18 protein-coding genes and 1 tRNA gene are annotated in these 19524 nt (G+C 62.8%); 6 read left to right on the top strand and 13 right to left on the bottom strand.

From position 1 onward, the window contains the following. Positions 1–83 precede the first annotated feature (83 nt). The 8 genes from secD to hinT form a co-directional block, all read right to left on the bottom strand. Positions 84–1886 (bottom strand): protein translocase subunit SecD, encoded by a 1803-nt coding sequence (secD, locus tag QLG02_RS04230; protein ID WP_024944905.1) that lies wholly within the window; start codon positions 1884–1886, stop codon positions 84–86. A 147-nt stretch (positions 1887–2033) separates the two neighbouring features. Next, on the bottom strand, positions 2034–2540 hold the full coding sequence (locus QLG02_RS04225; protein ID WP_282464586.1) for a hypothetical protein: 507 nt from the start codon (positions 2538–2540) through the stop codon (positions 2034–2036). A 66-nt stretch (positions 2541–2606) separates the two neighbouring features. Next, complete coding sequence (locus QLG02_RS04220) at positions 2607–3464, bottom strand: DUF6279 family lipoprotein (protein WP_011706414.1); 858 nt, start codon at positions 3462–3464, stop codon at positions 2607–2609. A gap of 61 nt (positions 3465–3525) precedes the next feature. Continuing rightward, positions 3526–4380, bottom strand: coding sequence for a choline kinase family protein (locus QLG02_RS04215; protein WP_282464585.1), 855 nt, complete (start codon positions 4378–4380; stop codon positions 3526–3528). Next, entirely contained in the window at positions 4370–4966 is a 597-nt protein-coding gene (lpoB, locus tag QLG02_RS04210) for a penicillin-binding protein activator LpoB (protein WP_005302153.1), read from the bottom strand. The genes QLG02_RS04215 and lpoB overlap by 11 nt, the downstream gene beginning before the upstream one ends. Then, positions 4966–5364, bottom strand: coding sequence for a YcfL family protein (locus QLG02_RS04205; protein WP_010633660.1), 399 nt, complete (start codon positions 5362–5364; stop codon positions 4966–4968). The genes lpoB and QLG02_RS04205 overlap by 1 nt, the downstream gene beginning before the upstream one ends. Before the next feature lie 68 nt (positions 5365–5432). Then, entirely contained in the window at positions 5433–6854 is a 1422-nt protein-coding gene (locus QLG02_RS04200) for a hypothetical protein (RefSeq protein WP_282464584.1), read from the bottom strand. Continuing rightward, positions 6854–7204, bottom strand: coding sequence for a purine nucleoside phosphoramidase (gene hinT / locus QLG02_RS04195; RefSeq protein ID WP_010633658.1), 351 nt, complete (start codon positions 7202–7204; stop codon positions 6854–6856). The genes QLG02_RS04200 and hinT overlap by 1 nt, the downstream gene beginning before the upstream one ends. Before the next feature lie 262 nt (positions 7205–7466). On the opposite strand from hinT, the gene QLG02_RS04190 reads away from it, so the two are divergent. Beyond that, entirely contained in the window at positions 7467–9467 is a 2001-nt protein-coding gene (locus QLG02_RS04190; RefSeq protein WP_282464583.1) for a methyl-accepting chemotaxis protein, read from the top strand. Between the two features lie 75 nt (positions 9468–9542). Here the strand turns inward: QLG02_RS04190 and QLG02_RS04185 are convergent, their stop codons facing one another. Beyond that, positions 9543–10427 (bottom strand): 6-carboxytetrahydropterin synthase, encoded by an 885-nt coding sequence (locus tag QLG02_RS04185; RefSeq protein ID WP_039214534.1) that lies wholly within the window; start codon positions 10425–10427, stop codon positions 9543–9545. A gap of 79 nt (positions 10428–10506) precedes the next feature. Between QLG02_RS04185 and QLG02_RS04180 the strand changes: the two genes are divergently transcribed. The 4 genes from QLG02_RS04180 to QLG02_RS04165 all read left to right on the top strand — a co-directional run bounded on the left by QLG02_RS04180 (position 10507) and on the right by QLG02_RS04165 (position 14231). After that, positions 10507–11850 (top strand): dihydroorotase, encoded by a 1344-nt coding sequence (locus QLG02_RS04180; protein WP_011706420.1) that lies wholly within the window; start codon positions 10507–10509, stop codon positions 11848–11850. A gap of 232 nt (positions 11851–12082) precedes the next feature. Further along, a tRNA-Pro gene (locus tag QLG02_RS04175) sits at positions 12083–12159 on the top strand. A 130-nt stretch (positions 12160–12289) separates the two neighbouring features. Further along, the gene (locus QLG02_RS04170; protein ID WP_282464582.1) at positions 12290–12766 is read left to right on the top strand and encodes a hypothetical protein; all 477 of its coding nucleotides are present in this window, start codon (positions 12290–12292) and stop codon (positions 12764–12766) included. Positions 12767–12971: 205 nt separating this feature from the next. Next, positions 12972–14231, top strand: a complete 1260-nt coding sequence (locus QLG02_RS04165; RefSeq protein WP_026080087.1) for a dicarboxylate/amino acid:cation symporter — start codon at positions 12972–12974, stop codon at positions 14229–14231. A 75-nt stretch (positions 14232–14306) separates the two neighbouring features. On the opposite strand, the gene QLG02_RS04160 is transcribed toward QLG02_RS04165, so the two are convergent. Beyond that, complete coding sequence (locus QLG02_RS04160; protein ID WP_282464581.1) at positions 14307–14762, bottom strand: isoprenylcysteine carboxylmethyltransferase family protein; 456 nt, start codon at positions 14760–14762, stop codon at positions 14307–14309. 189 nt (positions 14763–14951) lie between these two features. Here QLG02_RS04160 and alr point away from each other — a divergent pair, with 189 nt between their 5' ends. Further along, entirely contained in the window at positions 14952–16178 is a 1227-nt protein-coding gene (alr, locus tag QLG02_RS04155) for an alanine racemase (RefSeq protein ID WP_011706424.1), read from the top strand. 56 nt (positions 16179–16234) lie between these two features. Here the strand turns inward: alr and QLG02_RS04150 are convergent, their stop codons facing one another. From QLG02_RS04150 to QLG02_RS04140, 3 genes are all read right to left on the bottom strand, one after another. Beyond that, positions 16235–17179, bottom strand: a complete 945-nt coding sequence (locus QLG02_RS04150) for a TerC family protein (protein ID WP_011706425.1) — start codon at positions 17177–17179, stop codon at positions 16235–16237. A gap of 294 nt (positions 17180–17473) precedes the next feature. Next, a complete protein-coding gene (oppF, locus tag QLG02_RS04145) occupies positions 17474–18469 on the bottom strand; it encodes a murein tripeptide/oligopeptide ABC transporter ATP binding protein OppF (protein ID WP_011706426.1) in 996 nt (331 codons plus the stop codon). Beyond that, positions 18470–19450, bottom strand: coding sequence for an ABC transporter ATP-binding protein (locus tag QLG02_RS04140; RefSeq protein WP_017408089.1), 981 nt, complete (start codon positions 19448–19450; stop codon positions 18470–18472). Positions 19451–19524: the final 74 nt, after the last annotated feature.

Below are 19524 nucleotides of genomic sequence, written 5' to 3'. Positions count from 1 at the left end.
GCTTCCCGCAGGGAAGCGCGTGACGCGGGCGCGGAGCAGGCTCGAACGCGCGGCGCGATGACACAGGTGGTGGACAGTCATGGTCACACCCTCAGCAGCTTGGCGCTGCTCTTGCCCCACAGGGGGTTGATGATGGCGCGCGTGCCCCAGATGCCGGTCACCATGCTGGAGATGAGGCCCAGGATCAGGGTGATGGAGAAGCCCTGCAGCGGCCCGGAACCGATGGCATAGAGCACCACGGCACAGATCAGGGTGGTGATGTTGGCATCGAAGATGGTGCGAAACGCCGAGCGGTAACCAAAGTCGATGGCGTTGGCCAACGAGCCCCCTTCCCGCAGCCGGTCCTTGATCCGCTCAAAGATCAGCACGTGGGTATCCACCGCCATGCCGACGGTGAGCACCAGACCGGCGATCCCCGGCAGGGTCAGCACCGCGCCCGGCAGCACCGCCAGCATGCCCACCTGCATCAACAAGTTGGCGATGAGCGCGGTGATGGCGACCCAGCCGAACTTGCGATACCAGGCCATCATGAACAACATCATGCCCGCCATGCCGAACGCCAGGGCGGTAAAACCCGCCTCGATGTTCTGCAGACCCAGGGTCGGGCCTATGCTGCGCTCTTCCAGGATCTTGAGGGGCGCGGTGAGGGCGCCGGCGCGCAGCAGCATGGCCAGCTCCTGGGCTTCCGGCAGGCTGCCGATCCCGGTGATGCGGAACTGGTTGCCAAGGGCGGTCTGGATGGTGGCGACGTTGATCACCTCGCTCCTGGCCCGCAGCTTGCCTTCGGCATTGGTCTTGTACTCGGTAAAGACGGTTGCCATCGGCTTGCCCACGTTCTGGCGGCTGAACTGGTTCATCTTGCTGCCGCCCAGGCTGTCGAGCACGATGTTGACCTGGGGTTGCCCCATCTCGCCCATGTTGGCGCGGGCATCGACGATGTGCTCGCCGGTCAGCACCGGCTTGCGGGCCAGCCCCACCGCCTGGCCATTGCGATCCGCCATGAAGAAGCGGCTGTCGGCCTGGGCCTCGTAGAAGGCCAGCGAGGCGGTAGCCCCGATCACCTCTTTCGCCTGCTTGGGATTGTGCACCCCGGGCAGCTCGATGCGGATGCCGTCCTGACCCTGGCGCTGTACCGAGGCCTCGACGATGCCGAGCTCGTTGATCCGCTTTTTCAGGATCGACAGGTTCTGGGTCACCGCGTTGTTGGCCAGCAGGGTGCGCTCGGCCTCGCTCATCACCAGTCGCAGCTCGTTGCCGCTGCGCTTGAGGGTCCACTGATCCTGCCGGGTGCCGGCGGAATCCTTGATGATGGTGAGCCAGGGCGCCTGATCGGCCACCTCAGGCAAAATCACCCTCACCTCCCCTTCGCTCACCCGGGCCACGTTGGCACCGCGCAGGCGCGCCTCGCGAAACTGGGTGCGCAGCATGTCCACCAGGTTCTTGGTCTGGTTGTCGACCACGAAGCTCAGATCGACCCCGATCAGCAGCTGGGAGCCACCGCGCAGATCCAGCCCGAGCTTGATGGGGGCGGCGCCAAGCTGGCTGATCCAGCCCGGGGCGTTGGAGTAGAACTCCAGGGTCAGCGCCGAGCTGTCGTAGCCCTGCTGCTCCAGCAGCTGCTTGGCGCGCTGCTGTTCGGCCTGGCTGGCAAACACCAGCTCGACCCGCTCACCCTGTTGCACCTGCTTGAGTGGCTCGATGCGGTTGTCGGCCAGCAGGGTACGCTGCGCCTCGGTCAGGCTGGTCTGGCCGTGCAGACCGAGGGAGGGCTGCTCACCGAAGAAGGTGGGCAGGGAGTAAAACGCAAAGGTGAACAGCATGAGCAGCAGCAGGGCGTACTGCCACATGTTCATGCGGTTCAAGGTGATACGACTCTTTTTTCTCATGAAATCAGCCTCTGTCAGGAGAAGGCTGCGCACTCGCCACGCAGGCGGCACGCAAGAAAATACGAATGAGACAGTGGCCCGTTCACGCGCGGTGAGCAGGCATCAGGAGGCGATGAGGTGGTGCGAAAGGACCGGACCCCATCGGGATCAGGCGAGGTAACTCTGACAGAAACGGTATTGCAGGTGCTGGCGTTGCAACCGGTGCCGATGGATGGTGGCAAACCGATCGCGGAAACTGTGTTTGCGATAGAAGAGGGCGGCATAGAACAGCAGGCCGCACAGCAGCAGCAGGATCGCCTGCTGGGACCAGCTCATGATCAGCTGGTACACCACGTTGCCGGGCTGATGATCGCTGCGCAGGGAGTGTTCGAGCCGCAGCAGGTGATTCTGGTGGGAGCTGACGAACTTGACGACCCCATCGTCGCTGTCGCTGGCACTGTGGATCACCGGACCGCCATCGGTCGGCGCCGCACTCTCCCCCATCAGCTGTACCTGCTGGGTCGACTGCTGGGCTGCGGGCAGCTTGAACCCCTCCACCGAGAGGGTAGAGAACAACAGAGCGAGGGTGATGAGCAGGGTCATCAGCGCCAATTTCACTTTGTCGGTCAGGCTCAAAAAGTTAATTCCCGCATAATAGAAAGGGCAAACTACCACAGGGGCCCCGCCAGAACAAGGGCATGGGGGCCGACCGGCCCCTGCCCTGCGGCCCCCTTGGCGCCATTATCCCTCCGACATCTGCCTGAAATCGCGGGCATAGCCCTTGAGCAGGCTGTAGAGGTGGGCCCGCTGGGAGATGTCCAGCGACTGGCTGAGATCGCTCAGCCAGTTGACGGTGCGCTGACGCGACTGGTCGGTGTAGCCGGTGAAGCGGCCATCCATCAGACCGTCCCCCTGTTGCAGCAGGGCGGTGAGCTGGGCGCCGAAGTCCTGGCTCTGGCGCTGCTTCATCAGCCGGTCCAGCTCCTTGGTCCAGGCGGTCTGGAACTCAAGCCAGGGGGCCTGCAGTTCGTACTGCCACTGGGCCCACTGGGCCACCAGCGGGGCCTGGGCCGGTTTCACCTCGCCAATCCAGAACACCAGCCGCTCGTTCATCTTGTCGCGAAACTCCTTGAGCATCTCCTCCCTGGGCTTGTCGGCAAACTCCTTTTCCCGTTCCGCCTGACGGGTGAGCCGGTCCTTCATGAACATGGCCACCTGCGCCTCGGTCAGGGTGCGCGCCAGCCGCACCGCCCGCGGCACCGTGTTCTCCAGGGTGCGGGTCAGGCTCTGCTGGGCCGCATCCAGATGGCGGGAGACCTGGGCCGGGGTCATGGGGCTCGCCACCGCCTTGGCCAGCGCATCGAGATCGTCGGCATAACGGGGCACCTCGCGCTGGCGGTGCCAGGCCATCAGCCCCTTCACTTCGTTGTCCAGCAGCCGCTTCTGGCCGCGATCCAGCGAGAAGTAGTCGTCCAGCTGCCAGACGATGGCCACGTCGAGCCAGTAATAGACGACCCGGGTGGAGCAGCCGGCCAGCAGCAGACAGAGCAGCAGCAGACTCCAGCTACTGGGCTTGCGCCAGGAAAAGGTGGTCACCATGCAGGGCTCCAATGTTGATGAAACAGGGTTGACGCAACGGATGATTCATAATGCCTGATGCCTACTCCAGCCGCTGCCGGTTGAGATCGATCAGCGCCTGGTAGTCGGGCCCCGGCTGCTGCTCCGCCATCAGCAGCGCCCACAGCAACCCTATGTAATCGACCCAGGGCAAAAAGGCCCGGCTCTGAAAACCGCGCGGGCCGACCGGCCCCCCTGCCCGCTCGCAGTAGGTCTGCTCCAGCGCCTCGCGCTGGGTATCCTGCCAGCCGTGGGTGCGCTGGATGCTGGCCACCTCGAAGCCGGGATGCCCGGCGGCGCCATACTCCCAGTCGATGACCCAGGGCCGGCTCCCCAACAAATTAGCCGGATTGAGATCATGATGGCAAGGGAGCCAGCAATCAGCGGGCTCGCGGCTGGCCAGCAGCCCCCGCTCCAGCGCCGGCAGCCAGGCCGGCACCCGGGCCAGCCTGGCACGATAGCCTGCGCTGTGGGCCCGCACCGCCATCACCACGCTCGGCACCGGCAACCGGTGCAGCCGCGTCAGCACCCCGGCCAGCAGCACTGGCTGCAACGCAGCCGGGGGCGGCGCCGCCAGCCAGTTCGGCTCGTCGCACCAGTCCAGCAGCATCAGGCCTGTGGCGGGATCGCTGTGATGGCAGGGCAAGGCCAGCCCCTGCCCCACGGCCCCCTGATAGAGCTGCCATTCGGTGGCCCGGTCGATGCCAAGGCGTACCGGATCGGGGTGGCCCTGGCGCAAAAAGTGACTGCGCCCCGAGGGGAGGCGCAGTCGATAGTTGCAGTTGGTCAAGCCGCTGGCCAATGGCGCCAGCCGGCCCGAGCGCCAGGGCGGCGGCAGGCGGGCCAACAGAGCGCGCTCGGCCGCCGCCAGAGAGGCCTCGCTCGACTTACCAGCCAAAGGTGGACTTCTTGGCCTGCTTGCGGATTTCCTTCTGGTCTGCCCACAGCAGCTCGCCGTTTTGCAGATCCATCAGGTTCATGGTCATCTGGTAGTAGACATCCTTCACCTTGCCATTGTCCTTGACGATGCTGGCGAGGTTGCCATAGACCATGTAGCGGGCGCCAGTCTGCTTGCCCAGGCGCACCATGGAGGCAGGATCCACCATGCCGCTGCTCTGCTGGTATTCGAGCTGCTGCTTGACCGCCGCCACCTTGCTCATGTCGACAAAGCGGAACTTGCCGGCGCGCAGCAGCTTGGTGCGGATGGTGTCGGTGATGGCCTCGGTGTCGATGTGCTCGGAGGTCTTGTTGCGGATGGAGTCCATGAACATCACCGGACGGCCGCCGGCGGTGATCTCGCTGGTGGCCGGCGATGCCAGCATGGAATCCGCCATCTTGTCGGCGATGGCCTGCAGATCGCTTGAACCGTAATCGACGGTCACCGTCTCGGTTTCGGTCGGATCGCCATAACTGACGGTGGTGCTGGAGCAGCCGCCCAGCAGCAGGGCGCCAGTCAGGATCAGCAGGGCATGATTCATTTTCATCAGTAGGATTCCTCAATCACTTCGCGTACGTAAATCCGGTAGCCCCGGGCGGCCGGGCTCGGCGCCAGGGCAGACAGGGTGCGGGTCTGATAGCCGTGCAGCTTGAGCGGCGTCCAGCCGCGGCCATCGCTGGCCACCTCCTGCCCCGCCTCATCATACCAATAGAACAGGTATTGCAGCTTGTTGTCACCGCGCTGAGTGCTGGCCGCCGCCACATTGACCTGCAGCAGGCCATTCTGTTCGCGCCGGCTGAGCTCGGTCAGGGTGACATTGACGTTTTGATGCTGCTCCGCCACTGGCGCGGCACCCGCCGCCCCATAGAGCGCCACGCCGGAGGTATTGGTGGCGCAGCCTGCCAGCAGCAGAACCAGGCCCAGGGCCAACCCGTGTGCTTTCATCTTGCTCTCCTTGCCGGCGACCCCGAGGGGCCCGACCGGTCACTCATGTGTATTGCCATCGTTCGCCGTCACAGCGGCATCACCCGCGTCGTCAGCCCGGCGCCGAGCCGCTGCACCCACACCAGGGTGGTGCGTCCCTGGTGGATGGTGAGCGGCAATTGCCGCTGCGCTGCCCCCGCGCCCAGGGTGAGGACCACCTCGCCCGCAGGCAGCATCCCCTGCCAGCTCGCTGCCTGCGCCGGCAACGTCAGCCAGCTGCGGGTGTCAGCCCGCTCCGAGAGGGTATTGAAGATGCCGACCAGAATGTTGCCCACATCGCCCCCCTCCTTGGCCGCGGTGCGCCGCACCTGCTCCTTGGCCACCAGCCGCAGCGCCTGGCGGGTCAGCATGCCGGGCAGCCGCTCCTGCAGATCTTTGGCCGCCAGCGCCTCCAGCCTGACCAGCTCGCTGGTCTGCTCGACCCGCTTGCCCACCGATACCGTGAGCGGCCCGGTGTCGCTGGCCCGATTATCGTAATAGGGGATGGCGACGGTAAAGGTGCGAAAATCGCCGCCGGAGGTGGCGATGGGCAGCGGCAGGAACAGCTCGCGCCGTGCCGGGATCAGCCCATCTTCAAACAGCACCACCAGTTGGCCCTGATTTTTAGCTGGTGGTGGCGCTTTGCGACCCACCTTTTTCTCGGTTTCGCGGATCTCGTCCGCGGCGCCCCGAAGCACAGCCAGGCGCAGCAAGGCATCCTGCAGACTGCGGTTGTCCGGCGCTATCTGGTAACCGCGCTGATAATCGACCCAGGCATCGTTGAGATCGCCGGCCGCCTCATAGAGCACGCCGGAGAAATAGAAGGTGTAGGCGTTCTGAAAACCGTTCTTGACCCGCCCGATCAGCCGGTCGAGCTCGGGGGCGCCGCGCGACATCAGCTGACGCATCTCCCCTTCAGCCTCGGCCTCTTCGCTCTTTTGCTTTGCCTTGCGCACCTCGTCGGCCCGCCGTTTGAGGGCCTGCTCCTGCACCTGGTTGGCGCGGCGCACCTCCACCAGCGCGCCCTCGGCATCCCCGCGCTGCAGGTAGTTGAGAGCCAGATAATGGTGCAGCATGGTGCGCTCGTAATCGGGCGCCCGATAGACCATGGTCTGGTCGTTGGTGAGCAGGCTGCCCGCCTGGGCCAGCCCCTGGCTGATCCGGTACTCGGCCTGATTGTCTTCCCACGCCAGCCGGCTGTCAGCGGCGGCAAAGGCCTGCTTGCTGCTGGCGTCCTGACTCGCCAGCCAGGCGATGCGCCCCTGCTCGAGCCGGTCCAGCACATAGGTATCGTCCCCCGGCGTGGAATCGCGCACCTCGGGCAGCGCCTCGGCGGCATGACCCAGCAACAGCTGGTTGCGCAGCGGCACCATCTGATCGGAATAGGAGACGAACATGTCTTGCCAGTGGGAGGCACAACCCCCCAGCAGGGAACCGGCCAGCAGCAGGCCGGCCAGTGGAAGGCGCGGCATCACAGGCTGAGCAGGGGTCCCAGCGGCTGGCCGCCGACCAGATGCAGGTGGATGTGGTAGACCTCCTGCCCGCCGTGGCGGTTGCAGTTCATGATGAGGCGGTAGCCATCCTCGGCGATACCCGCCTCGCTGGCCAGCTTGCGGGCGACGGTGAACATCCGGCCCAGCGCCAGCTCGTGATCCGGCTCCACGTCGTTGACGGTGGGGATCAGCACGTTGGGGATGATCAGGATATGGGTCTTGGCCTTGGGCTGGATGTCGCGAAAGGCGGTCACCAGGTCGTCTTGATAAAGGATGTCGGCGGGGATCTCTTTGCGGATGATTTTGCTGAAAATGGTTTCTTGCGCCATGGATAACTCCTTTATATGAAAAAGAAAATTCAATGCCTGTCTCAAGCGGTTCCAACGCCCGTCATCAAGGCCCGGCAAGTGTGACACAAGCCGACATTTGACACAGCCGTTGTCCCATTCTCTTCAGTTATTGTTAAAAATACCGATAGCCGGAAGACGTCTGCCGACGTTGCTCGCCCACAGTGGTAGCAGGGTATCAAATGGACGGGGTATTCAGGCAAGGGACTTTTGCATATACAGCGGGACAATAATGAAACAAACAATGTCAGACCTCTCCATCTTGCAGAGGGTCTATCTTGGCTTTGCCATCCTGGTGGCCGTGATGGCGGCCACCTCGGTACTCACCTTCCGCAGCCAGAGCGAGCTCAATCAGGCGCTGGATCAGGTCACCCGGCAGACCATGCCGCTGGTGATCGCCAGCAGCCAGACCCAGATCAGCCTGCTCAGCGCCAACAAATGGCTCACCGACGTGCTGACCGAGCAGGATCTCAAGCAGATCCCGGCCGAAGTGGCCGAGCTGCAGCAGGCCAAGGCGCTGGTCGACCAGACCCTAGCCACCCTCGCCCGGCAGGCGGCGGAACACCCGGAGCTGCAGGGGGAGCTCGGCGCGCTCAACCAGCTGGTCAAGGACTACCTTCAGCTGACCGACACCCTGCCCACCGAACACCAGGCCCTGCTCACCCGGCTCTACAAGGTGAACCAGGCCAAGGGCCAGTTCCAGGTCAGCCTGCCCCAGTTCAAGAAGAACCTGGGGGACATGATGATCACCATCGACGACAGCTTCATCAAGATGCTCTCCGAGACCCTGACCACCAAGCTCTCCGCCATTGAACTCTCCACCATGGATGCCCTCAACCAGAGCATCCCCGCCCCCATCGAAGGGGCGCTCAAGCGCAACAAGATGCAGATCGAGGGCTTCAACAGCACCATCAAGGATCTGCAGGGGGAGCTCAAGGACTTTGACAACAACATGGGCCACTACGTGCACGGCTTCGTGCGCGACACCACCGCCAGCGACGGCGTGCTGGCCCAGTACCTGGCGCTGATGCAGCAGCAGGAGCGGATGCGCGAGCAGAGCAAGCAGGCCAGCAAGCTCATCGTCAACATCCAGAGCAAGCTCGAGCAGATCACCGCCCAGAGCCAACAGCTGATGAACAACAGCATCCGCGCCTCCGGCAAGGTGCAGACCCAGAGCGCCCTCACCCAGGGGGTGGCGCTGGTCATCGCCATCACCATCGCCATCCTGGTGGCCTACACCCTCGGCAAGGCCATTCGCCGTCCGCTCAAGGAGCTGCTGCGGGTGCTGACCGAAGTGACCCAGGGCGACATGACCCAGCGCATCGGTTTTCGCAGCAACAACGAATTCGGCCGGCTCGGCAGCCAGGTCAACCTGCTGATCGAGCAGATGGGCGAGGTGTTGAGCCAGCTCTCCCAAGCGTCGGCCCAGCTCAACAACGCCGCCCACGACAACCGCCACACCACCGAATCGGTGCGGGCGGATCTGGAGAAACAGCGCCAGGAGACCGCCTCGGTCGCCGCCGCCATGACCCAGATGGAGGCCTCGGTGCGCGAGGTGGCCCAGGCCGCCAACCAGACCCTGGAGCGGGTGATGGACGTGGAGAAAGCCTCCGAGACCGGCCGCAAGGTGATGGCCGGCAACATCACCACCACCCACCAGCTGGCGGGCAAGCTGCAGCAGACCGGCAAGGTGATTGGCGACGTGAGTGCCATGAGCGGCCAGATCGGCAACATCCTCGACGTCATTCGTGGCATCGCCGAGCAGACCAACCTGCTGGCCCTCAATGCGGCCATCGAAGCGGCCCGGGCCGGCGAGCAGGGACGCGGCTTTGCAGTGGTGGCCGACGAGGTGCGCAGCCTGGCCGGGCGCACCGCCCAGTCCACCAGCGAAATCCAGACCATGATCGAGAACCTGCAGCAGGGGGTCGCCAAGGCGGTCACCGTGATGCAGGAGTGCTCGCGCGAGATGGACAGCTGCATGGATCAGAGCTCCCACGCCAACAACGCCATGGAGGAGGTGCAGGGCATAGTGGTGCTCATCAGCGACATGTCGAGCCAGATTGCCTCCGCCGCCGAGCAGCAGCAGGCCACCAGCGCCGACATCGCCACCAACCTCAACCGCATCTCCGACATCTCGGATCTCAACTATCAGGGCATAGAGCGGGTGGCCGAAACCAGCCAGCAGCTCGACTCGCTGGCCGAGCAGCAGGAGAGCCTGGTCAAGCGCTTCCGGCTCAGCGCCTGACGCCCACGCCAGCCCCGGCAACGACAAGGCCCCGCAGATGCGGGGCCTTGTTTTTTACTGGCAAGCGGCGCGGGATCAGGCGTAGGCGATGGCGCCCTTGCCCACCCCTTCATAGGCGACAATCTTGATGAACTTGTCACCCACGCTCTTCTTCACCTCGCGGGCGATGTAGTGGGCCAGCAGCTCGATGGTGGTGTCGGTGTCGATCATCTCCACCTCCGCCGCCGGCATGGCCAGCTGGAACAGCCCTTGCGGCGCCACATACTTGAAGCCGACATAGTGCTCGCCAGCCTCTTGCAGGATGGCCTTGGCCTGCTCGCTCAACGCGAGCTCACCGAGGGCCACCCGATCCTCGTCGGTCCCCAGGTAGATGTCGGCCCAGCGCTCGGCCCAGTTAAGCTCAAGCTCCTGGTCGCGCTCGCCGTCCACGTGGATCTCGATGGGAGAGCGGTGGCCGTGGGCAATGCGCTGGCAGTTGCCGTCGTGCTTCTTGAGGCCGTGGCTGTAGTGGTAGAAGGCGCCGTCGATGGCCTCCTGGCGCAGGGTCAGCGACAGATCCTTGATGTTGCCCGGCAGCCGCTTGGCCAGCACCGCCAGCAGATAACGGGTGACGGACTCCTTGTCCACCTGGGGCGCCGGAATGAAGGCAAAGCCCTGGCTCGGACAGCGCAGGTGAATGGAGCGGCCCGGCCGCAGCAGATCGACGGTGCTCTCGTCACCGTCCAGCTGGGCTACCTGCACCAGGGGGCATTCGGTCGGCACCAGCAGCTTGTGATCCACCTCGTCGTCGATGATCGACTTGATCAGTTTCTTGACCCGGCCGAAGTCCAGCAACATGCTCATCTCGTTGAGCTCGCCGCTCATTTCGATGTCCACCAGCCAGCTCTCCCCCACCATACCGCGGCGTTCGCACAGGTAGCTGGAGTCGATCACGGTCAAATCTTTTACAAATAACTTCATCAGTCAGGCCTTGCTACAGAGAAAGGGCGGTTTGCGCTATTATGACCCGCGATTATCGGCAAAGGAACTGGAACCCCCCATGAACAAATTGCTTATCAAGAATGCCACCCTGGTCAACGAAGGCCGCATCTATGCCTCCGACGTGCTGATCGAAGGGGAACGGATCGCCCGCATCGCCCCGGATATCCAGGCCCCTGATGCAGTGGTGATCGATGCCGCGGGCCGTCACCTCATCCCCGGAATGATCGATGATCAGGTCCACTTCCGGGAGCCAGGGCTGACCCACAAGGGGACCATCGCCAGTGAATCCCGGGCCGCCGTGGCCGGTGGCACCACCAGCTTCATGGAAATGCCCAACGTCAATCCCCAGACCACCACCCTCGATGCCCTCGAAGCCAAATACCAGATAGCCGCCAACTCCTCCGCCGCCAACTACAGCTTCTACCTCGGCGCCACCAACGACAACCTGGAAGAGATCAAGAAGCTCGATCCGAAACAGTCCTGCGGCATCAAGATCTTCATGGGTGCCTCCACCGGCAACATGCTGGTGGACAATCAGGAGACCCTGGCCGCCATCTTCCGCGAGAGCCCGGTGATGATCGTCACCCACTGCGAAGACACCCCCACCATCAAGGTGCTGGAAGACGAAGCCCGCGCCAAGTGGGGCGAAGATGTGCCGATGCGCGAGCACGGCCGCATCCGCAGCGCCGACGCCTGCTACAAATCCTCCAGCCTGGCGGTCTCCCTGGCCAAGCAGTACGGCGCCAAGCTGCACGTGCTGCACCTGACCACCGCCAAGGAGCTGTCGCTCTTCACCGCCACCCCGGACCTGAAGGATCTCAAGGACAAGAACATCACCGCCGAGGTGTGCGTTCACCATCTGTTCTTCAACGAGGCGGACTACGACACCCTGGGCAGCCAGATCAAGTGCAACCCGGCGGTGAAGAGCGCCGCCGACCAGCACGCCCTGCTGGATGCGGTGCGCAATGACGTGCTCGACATCATCGCCACCGACCACGCTCCCCACACCTGGGAAGAGAAGCAGAACAGCTACTTCAAGGCGCCGTCCGGCGTGCCGCTGGTGCAGCACTCCCTGCTGGCCCTGCTGGAGCTCTACCACAACGGGGTATTCTCGCTGGAAACCATCGTCAAGAAGACCTCCCACGCGGTGGCCGAGCGCTTCCAGGTGCAGGATCGCGGCTACATCCGCGAGGGTTACTTCGCCGACCTGGTGCTGCTGGATCTGGGCAAGCCCTACGTGGTCAACGACAGCAACCTGCTCTATCTGTGCGGCTGGTCGCCCTTCAACGGCTACCGTTTCCACAGCACGGTGGAGATGACCCTGGTCAATGGCCAGATCGCCTGGCAAAACGGCCAGGTCACCAACGAGGTGCTGGGCAAGCGGCTCACCTTCACCCGCTGATCCCTCTTGTATGTACGCTGTCACCACAGCGCCATCACAGGCCGCCCACCCGGGCGGCCTGTTTTTTTGCAGTCGCTCACGGCCCTGTCATGCGCGGTTTTTCGGCGATTGGCGGCACTTTAAGCGCAGATTGCTCGCAAAGCAGGCGAACGATCCCGGAGTGGAATTTCCGCTGTTGACAGGCAGGGTCCATCTCCATAAACTCAGCCCCCGTCAGCCGAGCTGACTCCGTCGGTGTGTAGCGCAGCCAGGTAGCGCATCTGCATGGGGTGTAGAGGGTCGGAGGTTCGAATCCTCTCACACCGACCAAATTCCCCGAGAAAGGCCTTGTCAGATGACAAGGCCTTTTCTTTTTGGCGCGGCGCGCCACCCGGCCTGCATTGTGCCGCCGATCGGTTTGTGCTGTAGTGATGCCCTGTGTTGCCAACCGGTGTTCGAGATGCCCTCTCCCCACCCCTTTTGCCAGCGTCTGCTGTGGCTCGGCCTCTGCGCTCTCCTGCTGCTCGGCTGTGCCACCCCTTATCACAGCCAGCCATCGTTCTGGAATGGCCAGACCGGTTTCTCCCAGACCCGGCTCGGGCCTGACAAGTGGCAGCTGGAATTTGTCGGCAACGATCTGGTGAGCCGGGAAACCGCCCGCAAGTATGTGCTGAAACGGGCGGGCGAAGTGGCACAAGCCGAAGGTTATCAGTGGCTTGAGGTCAATGAATTGACCCTGCAGCGGGACGCGGTCAGGGTGACGCCGAGTCGCCCCCTGTTCGGGTTTGATGACGACGAGCCAGATCCCTTTCTGGATCAGCGCACCGTGGAGCACCGCATCTCGGCGTTGCTCATCTTCACCCTCACTCGCAGCGCGAAAAACGACCAAACCATGAAAGCTGATTATCTTGCAAACATTAAAATAAACAGCGATTAATATAGCCAAATTGCAAGATCTATATCACATACAACTAATGGCAAGATAAAATTCTGCTACAAGGCGCTGGATTTACCCCCCCGGATTAGGCATGCTGCCAGCACACCGGCTGTCAGGAATCTACGGCTCGGATCACAAAAACGGACTGAAGCGGCACCCTTGCCGCTTGAAACGCTCTGCACTTATCAAAACTGGGACCCACCCCATGAAAATGAACAAATTGACGGTTGCCATCCTCATCGCGATGCTGGTTGGTATCCTGACTGGCCAGGGCTATCGCATGTTTGCCCCTGACCAGGCCGCCGGCTTTGCCAGCGACATCACCCTGTTGACCGATATCTTCCTGCGTCTGATCAAGATGATCATCGCCCCCCTGGTGTTCACCACCCTGGTGGTCGGCATCGCCAAGATGGGCGATACCCGCACCGTGGGCCGTATCGGCGCTAAAACCCTGGGCTGGTTCATGCTGGCCTCCCTGCTGTCACTGACCCTGGGTCTGGTGATGGTCACCCTGATGCAACCGGGCGTGGGGCTCTCCCTCTCCCTGCCTGACGACACCGCCAGCTCCGGCGTGGTTGCCAGCGCCATCTCCCTCAAGGATTTCGTCACCCACGCAATTCCCAAAAGCGTGATCGAGGCGATGGCCACCAACGAAATCCTGCAGATCGTGGTGTTCTCCCTGTTCTTCGGGCTGGCTGCCGCCGCGCTGGGTGATGCCGCCAAACCGGTGGTGATGCTGATGGCCAGCGCCGCCGAGATCATGCTCAAAGTGACCGGCTACGTGATGAACTTCGCCCCGTTCGCGGTGTTTGGCGCCATTGCCGCCATGGTCGCCAAGGAAGGGCTCGGCATCCTCGCCACCTACGGCACCTTCATGGCGCAGTTCTACCTGGCTCTGGGTTGCCTCTGGCTGCTGCTGATCGCCATGGGCAGCCTGTTTATCCGCCGCCGCATCGTGACCCTGCTGGCGATGATCCGCGAGCCGATCCTGCTGGCCTTCTCCACCGCCAGCTCCGAAGCTGCCTACCCGAAGACCCTGGATCGTCTGGAGAAGTTCGGTTGTGACAAACGCATCGCCAGCTTCGTGCTGCCGATGGGCTACTCCTTCAACCTGGATGGCTCCATGATGTACTGCACCTTCGCGGTGATGTTCATCGCCCAGGCCTACGGCATCGAGCTCTCCATGGCCCAGCAGATCACCATGCTGCTGCTGCTGATGGTCACCTCCAAGGGGATGGCCGGCGTACCGCGCGCCTCTCTGGTGGTGATTGCCGCCACCCTCAACCAGTTCCACATCCCGGAAGCAGGCATCCTGCTGCTGCTTGGCATCGACCACTTCCTCGACATGGGTCGCTCCGCCACCAACGTGCTGGGCAACGCCATCGCCGCCAGCGTGGTCGCCAAGAGCGAAGACAGCCTGGGTGAAACCGAACCTCTGGGTGACGTGGATACCGCCAAGGCGTGATCCCCGCATCACCTCCATCAAAACGGCCCGCAGATGCGGGCCGTTTTTTTATGCTTCATGGCGACACGGCAAGGCTCAACACCAACGCCTCACCCGCCGGCAATAATCGGCATAGGCATCGCCAAAGCGGGCCTGCAGCGCCCGCTCCTCCGGCACTATCTGCCAGCGGCTGAGCCAGCCCCACAGCAACAGCGGACCGAGCCACACCCACAACCCCCCCAGATAACAGGCCAGCGACATCGTCCAGCAGAGCAGCCCCAGGTACATGGGATTGCGGCTGAGGCGATAGAGCCCGCCCGTTACCAGCGCCCTGGCCTGCTCGGGGTGCAGCGGCGTCACCGTGGTGCCCTGGCGGCGAAAGCGCAGCACGCCCCCCAAGCCAAACACAGTGCCCAGCACCGCCAGCAACAAAGCAGCCAGCCGCCAACCGGCGCCACTGCCGCTCTCGGCGGCGCCCCCCCATCCCAGCATGGCCGCCACGATCAGACCAAACAGCAGCAGCGGTGGCACCCGACACTCAAGACTCATCATCTATTGACTCCTGGAGGGTGCCACGATCGGCACCTTGCGTTACACTTCCCGACGGGAATAGCGCCCTGGAAAATTGTCAAAGTTCATAACAATAACAATGCCTTGGCTACACTTTATCCCATCTGCGTGAAAACGGCCCCTAGCGACCGTCATGCACCTCAACCCAAACAATAAAAAAGGAACCACCCCATGCACAAGAAGACACTGCTGGCCACGCTGATCCTGGGCCTGCTGGCCGGTCAGGCCGTCGCGGCCCCTTACCTGCCGCTGGCCAGCGATCATCGCAACGGCGAAGTGCAGACCGCCAGCAATGCCTGGCTGGAAGTCGATCTCGGCGCCTTCGAGCACAACATCCAGACCCTCAAGGATCGCCTCGGTGACAAAGGGCCGAAGATCTGCGCCATCATGAAGGCCGACGCCTACGGCCACGGCATCGACCTGCTGGTCCCCTCGGTGGTCAAGGCCGGTATCCCCTGCATCGGCATCGCCAGCAATGAAGAGGCCCGCGTGGCCCGCGAGAAGGGCTTCACCGGCCGCCTGATGCGGGTACGTGCCGCCACCCCGGCCGAAGTGGAGCAGGCCCTGCCCTACAAGATGGAAGAGCTCATCGGCAGCCTGGTGAGTGCCCAGGGCATCGCCGACATCGCCCAGCGCCACCACACCAATATCCCGGTGCACATCGCGCTCAACTCCGCCGGCATGAGCCGCAACGGCATCGATCTGCGTCTGGCTGACTCCAAGGAAGACGCGCTGGCCATGCTCAAGCTCAAGGGGATCACCCCGGTCGGCATCATGACCCACTTCCCGGTGGAGGAGAAAGAGGACGTCAAGATGGGGCTGGCCCAGTTCAAGCTGGACTCCCAGTGGCTGCTGGAAGCGGGCAAGCTGGATCGCAGCAAGATCACCATCCACGCCGCCAACTCCTTCGCCACCCTGGAAGTGCCGGACGCCTACTTCGACATGGTGCGCCCGGGCGGCCTGCTGTACGGTGACTCCATCCCCTCCTACACCGAGTACAAGCGGGTGATGGCGTTCAAGACCCAGGTTGCCTCCGTCAACCACTACCCGGCCGGCAACACCGTCGGTTATGACCGCACCTTCACCCTCAAGCGCGACTCCTGGCTCGCCAACCTGCCGCTGGGCTACTCCGACGGCTATCGCCGGGCGCTGAGCAACAAGGCCTATGTGCTGATCCAGGGCCAGAAAGTGCCGGTGGTGGGCAAGACCTCCATGAACACCATCATGGTGGACGTGACCGATCTGAAAGGGGTCAAACCCGGTGACGAGGTAGTGCTGTTCGGCCGCCAGGGTGAGGCCGAGGTGAAACAGGCGGATCTCGAGGAGTACAACGGCGCCCTGCTGGCGGACATGTACACCATCTGGGGCTACACCAACCCCAAGAAGATCAAGCGCTAAGCCAGTCTTTGCCATAAAAAAGGGCTCCCGTGGGAGCCCTTTTGCTTGTTCGCCAATTATGCCGTTTTCTTGCGGGTCACCCAGAGGCTCAGCCCCATGGAGGCCAGCAGGATCAGCGCAACCACGCCCAATGCAATGCCGGTGGGGATCTTGAAGATATCCAGCAGCAGCATCTTGACCCCGATGAACATCAGGATCAGCGCCAGGCCGTACTTGAGCAGAGCGAAACGCTCGGCTACGCCCGCCAGCAGGAAGTACATGGCACGCAGACCCATGATGGCGAAGATGTTGGAGGTCAGCACGATGAAGGGATCCGTGGTCACCGCGAAGATGGCTGGGATGCTGTCCACCGCGAAGATGAGATCGCTCACCTCCACCAGCACCAGAATGAGCAGCAGCGGCGTGGCGTAACGCACACCATCGCGCCAGACGAAGAAGTTCTCCCCCTCCAGCGTCTCCGTCACCTTGAAGCGACGGCGCATCCAGCCCAGCAGCGGGTTGTTGGCCAGATCCGGCTCCTTGTCGGCCGCCCACAGCATCTTGACCCCGGTCAGCAGCAGGAAGGCGCCGAACAGGTAGAGGATCCAGTGGAACTGCTCGATGAGCCAGCTGCCGGCGAACACCATGCCGGCCCGCATCACGATGGCACCCAGTACCCCGTACAGCAGTACCCGGCGCTGCAGCTCTGCCGGAATGGCAAAGTAGCCGAACAGCATCAGCCAGACGAAGACGTTGTCCACCGCCAGCGCCTTCTCGATGAGGTAGCCGGTAAGGAACTCCAGCCCCTTCTGGTTGGCAATTTCACGGCCTGCGCTGTGATCCAGCCAGAACCAGATGGCCAGGTTGAACAAGAGCGCCACGCTGATCCAGATGAGGGACCAGATCCCTGCCTCTTTGAGCGACACCTTGTGCGCCTTGCCGCCGCCGACAAAGCGGATATCAATCCATAACAGGACCAGCACTATGCTGAAGAAACCGGCCCACATCCACCATTCACCCATGTTCACTTCTCCCAAAAACGACAAAACCCACGACCGAGAGGCGTGGGTTTGCGTTTGGAGCAGATACACCTTGCCTCTCGGCAAGGTCTCACTTACAGCCGACTTGCGTCAACTGCCCGGCTGCCGGGTGCACTGCAGGATATGGGTGCACCGTAATGACGACAAACCGGCGAGAAGTTACTCCCCTTGTTGCGCGGATAGTAACAGCGGAAAAAGATAACGCCAAGAGGCATCTTCATGCCGGCTGCAAAAAAACAGGGCGCCACCCGGGCGCCCTGTTCTGCCTGTTCATCCTCAGAGCGGATCCGCCTTGAGACAGGAGACCGCATGGTCGAAGTTGCCCTCGAGCTGAGGCCGGGTCTTGGCACACTCAGGGCCGGCCACCGGGCAGCGGGTACGGAACACGCAGCCTGACGGCGGGTTCATCGGCGATGGCAAATCCCCCTCCAGGATCTGGATGGTCTTGCTGCGTTCCAGATCCGGATCCGGAATGGGCACGGCCGACATCAGCGCCTTGGTATAGGGGTGCAAGGGGTTGGCGAAGATCTCCTTGCGGGTCCCCAGCTCCACCGCATTGCCCAGATACATCACCAGCACCCGATCCGAGATGTGTTTGACCACCGACAAGTCGTGGGCGATGAAGATGAGCGACAGCCCCATCTCCTTCTGGATAGCCTTGAGCAGGTTGACCACCTGGGCCTGGATGGAGACATCCAGCGCCGACACCGGCTCGTCACAGATGATCATCTTGGGTTCGAGGATCAGCGCCCGGGCGATGCCGATGCGCTGGCACTGACCGCCGGAGAACTCATGAGGATAGCGGTTGACCAGGTTGGGCAAGAGCCCCACCTTGCTCATCATGGCCCGCACCTTCTCCTTCACCTGATCTCGGGAGAGGTCGGGATAGAAGGTGATGAGCGGCTCGGCGATGATGTCGCCGATGGTCATGCGCGGGTTGAGGGAGGCCAGCGGATCCTGGAAGATCATCTGGATCTCTTTGCGCTTCTCGCGCAGCGCCTTCTGGTCGAGCTTGGTCAGATCGTTGCCAAGCCACACCACCTTGCCGTCGGTGGCCGGCACCAGGCCGATCAGTGCCCGGGCAAAGGTGGATTTGCCACAGCCCGACTCCCCCACCACGCCGAGGGTCTCCCCTTCGTACAGGCGCAGGGTCACCCCGTCCACCGCCTTCAGGGCGGAGGGTTTGGCCCAGGGCCAGGCCTTGTCACTCTTGATGCTGAAGTGGACCTTGAGGTCGGACACTTCCAGCAGCAGTTTCTTGTCAGTCCCCATTTAGTTCACTCCCTTGATCATGGCATCCGATACCCAGTGGCAGGCCCGCTCCCGGCCGTCGTTGAACGGCGTCAGAATTGGCGACTGCTTGCCGCAAATCTCGCTCACCCGGTGGCAGCGCTCCTGGAAGGGGCAGCCGGTGGGCAGACGCAGCAGGTTGGGCGGATTGCCCGGGATGGTAGGCAGCTCTTCCCCTTCGGTGTCGAGGCGGGGAATGGCGCGCAACAGGCCCTCGGTATAGGGGTGGCTCGGGCGATAGAAGATATCGTTGACCTTGCCGTACTCCATGGTACGGCCGGCATACATCACCAGCACCTTGTCGCAGATCCCCGCCACCACGCCCAGATCGTGGGTGATCATGATGATGGCGGTATTGAACTCGCGCTTGAGCTCGTTCATCAGGGTCATGATCTGGGCCTGCACGGTCACGTCCAGCGCGGTGGTCGGCTCGTCGGCGATCAGCAATTGCGGCCGGCACAACAGCGCCATGGCGATCATCACCCGCTGGCGCATGCCACCGGAAAATTCGTGAGGATACATCCCCATCCGCTTGCGCGCTTCCGGGATCTTGACCGCATCCAGCATGCGCACCGACTCTTCGAACGCTTCGGCCTTGCTGACGCCCTTGTGCAGCATCAGCACTTCCATCAGCTGATCCTTCACCTTCATGTAGGGGTTGAGCGAGGTCATGGGGTCCTGGAAGATCATGGCGATCTTCTCGGAGCGGATCTTGTTGAGCTTGTGCTCCGGCAAATTCAGGATCTCGTCGCCCTGAAATTTGGCCGAACCGGTGATGACACCGTTCTTGGCCAGCAACCCCATGATGGCGAACGCGGTCTGGGATTTGCCCGAACCGGACTCGCCGACGATCCCCAGGGTCTCGCCCGCAGCGAGGGAGAAGTTGAGGTCGTTGACCGCCACCACATTGCCGTCCGGGGTCTTGAACTCGACCCGCAGATCTTTTACATCCAGTAATTTCATAAAAACTCCTTATCGATCTTTCGTGACGTTTTCCTGTCGATCCGATGCGCTATCCGCCCGATTGAGCCGCGCTC

The sequence above is a fragment of the Aeromonas sp. V90_14 genome, from assembly GCF_029967615.1.
Taxonomy (GTDB): domain Bacteria; phylum Pseudomonadota; class Gammaproteobacteria; order Enterobacterales; family Aeromonadaceae; genus Aeromonas; species Aeromonas hydrophila.
This window is presented reverse-complemented; position numbering and strand designations above follow the sequence as displayed.

Bases quoted from the DNA above. Each gene is read 5' to 3' on its own strand.
- QLG02_RS04185 (WP_039214534.1), bottom strand. From the start codon at position 10,427: ATGAAGTTATTTGTAAAAGATTTGACCGTGATCGACTCCAGCTACCTG.
- hinT (WP_010633658.1), bottom strand. From the start codon at position 7,204: ATGGCGCAAGAAACCATTTTCAGCAAAATCATCCGCAAAGAGATCCCC.
- QLG02_RS04165 (WP_026080087.1), top strand. From the start codon at position 12,972: ATGAAAATGAACAAATTGACGGTTGCCATCCTCATCGCGATGCTGGTT.
- QLG02_RS04140 (WP_017408089.1), bottom strand. From the start codon at position 19,450: ATGAAATTACTGGATGTAAAAGATCTGCGGGTCGAGTTCAAGACCCCG.
- oppF (WP_011706426.1), bottom strand. From the start codon at position 18,469: ATGGGGACTGACAAGAAACTGCTGCTGGAAGTGTCCGACCTCAAGGTC.
- QLG02_RS04220 (WP_011706414.1), bottom strand. From the start codon at position 3,464: ATGGTGACCACCTTTTCCTGGCGCAAGCCCAGTAGCTGGAGTCTGCTG.
- QLG02_RS04160 (WP_282464581.1), bottom strand. From the start codon at position 14,762: ATGATGAGTCTTGAGTGTCGGGTGCCACCGCTGCTGCTGTTTGGTCTG.
- secD (WP_024944905.1), bottom strand. From the start codon at position 1,886: ATGAGAAAAAAGAGTCGTATCACCTTGAACCGCATGAACATGTGGCAG.
- QLG02_RS04180 (WP_011706420.1), top strand. From the start codon at position 10,507: ATGAACAAATTGCTTATCAAGAATGCCACCCTGGTCAACGAAGGCCGC.
- QLG02_RS04200 (WP_282464584.1), bottom strand. From the start codon at position 6,854: ATGCCGCGCCTTCCACTGGCCGGCCTGCTGCTGGCCGGTTCCCTGCTG.
- QLG02_RS04150 (WP_011706425.1), bottom strand. From the start codon at position 17,179: ATGGGTGAATGGTGGATGTGGGCCGGTTTCTTCAGCATAGTGCTGGTC.
- alr (WP_011706424.1), top strand. From the start codon at position 14,952: ATGCACAAGAAGACACTGCTGGCCACGCTGATCCTGGGCCTGCTGGCC.
- QLG02_RS04190 (WP_282464583.1), top strand. From the start codon at position 7,467: ATGTCAGACCTCTCCATCTTGCAGAGGGTCTATCTTGGCTTTGCCATC.
- lpoB (WP_005302153.1), bottom strand. From the start codon at position 4,966: ATGAAAATGAATCATGCCCTGCTGATCCTGACTGGCGCCCTGCTGCTG.
- QLG02_RS04170 (WP_282464582.1), top strand. From the start codon at position 12,290: ATGCCCTCTCCCCACCCCTTTTGCCAGCGTCTGCTGTGGCTCGGCCTC.
- QLG02_RS04205 (WP_010633660.1), bottom strand. From the start codon at position 5,364: ATGAAAGCACACGGGTTGGCCCTGGGCCTGGTTCTGCTGCTGGCAGGC.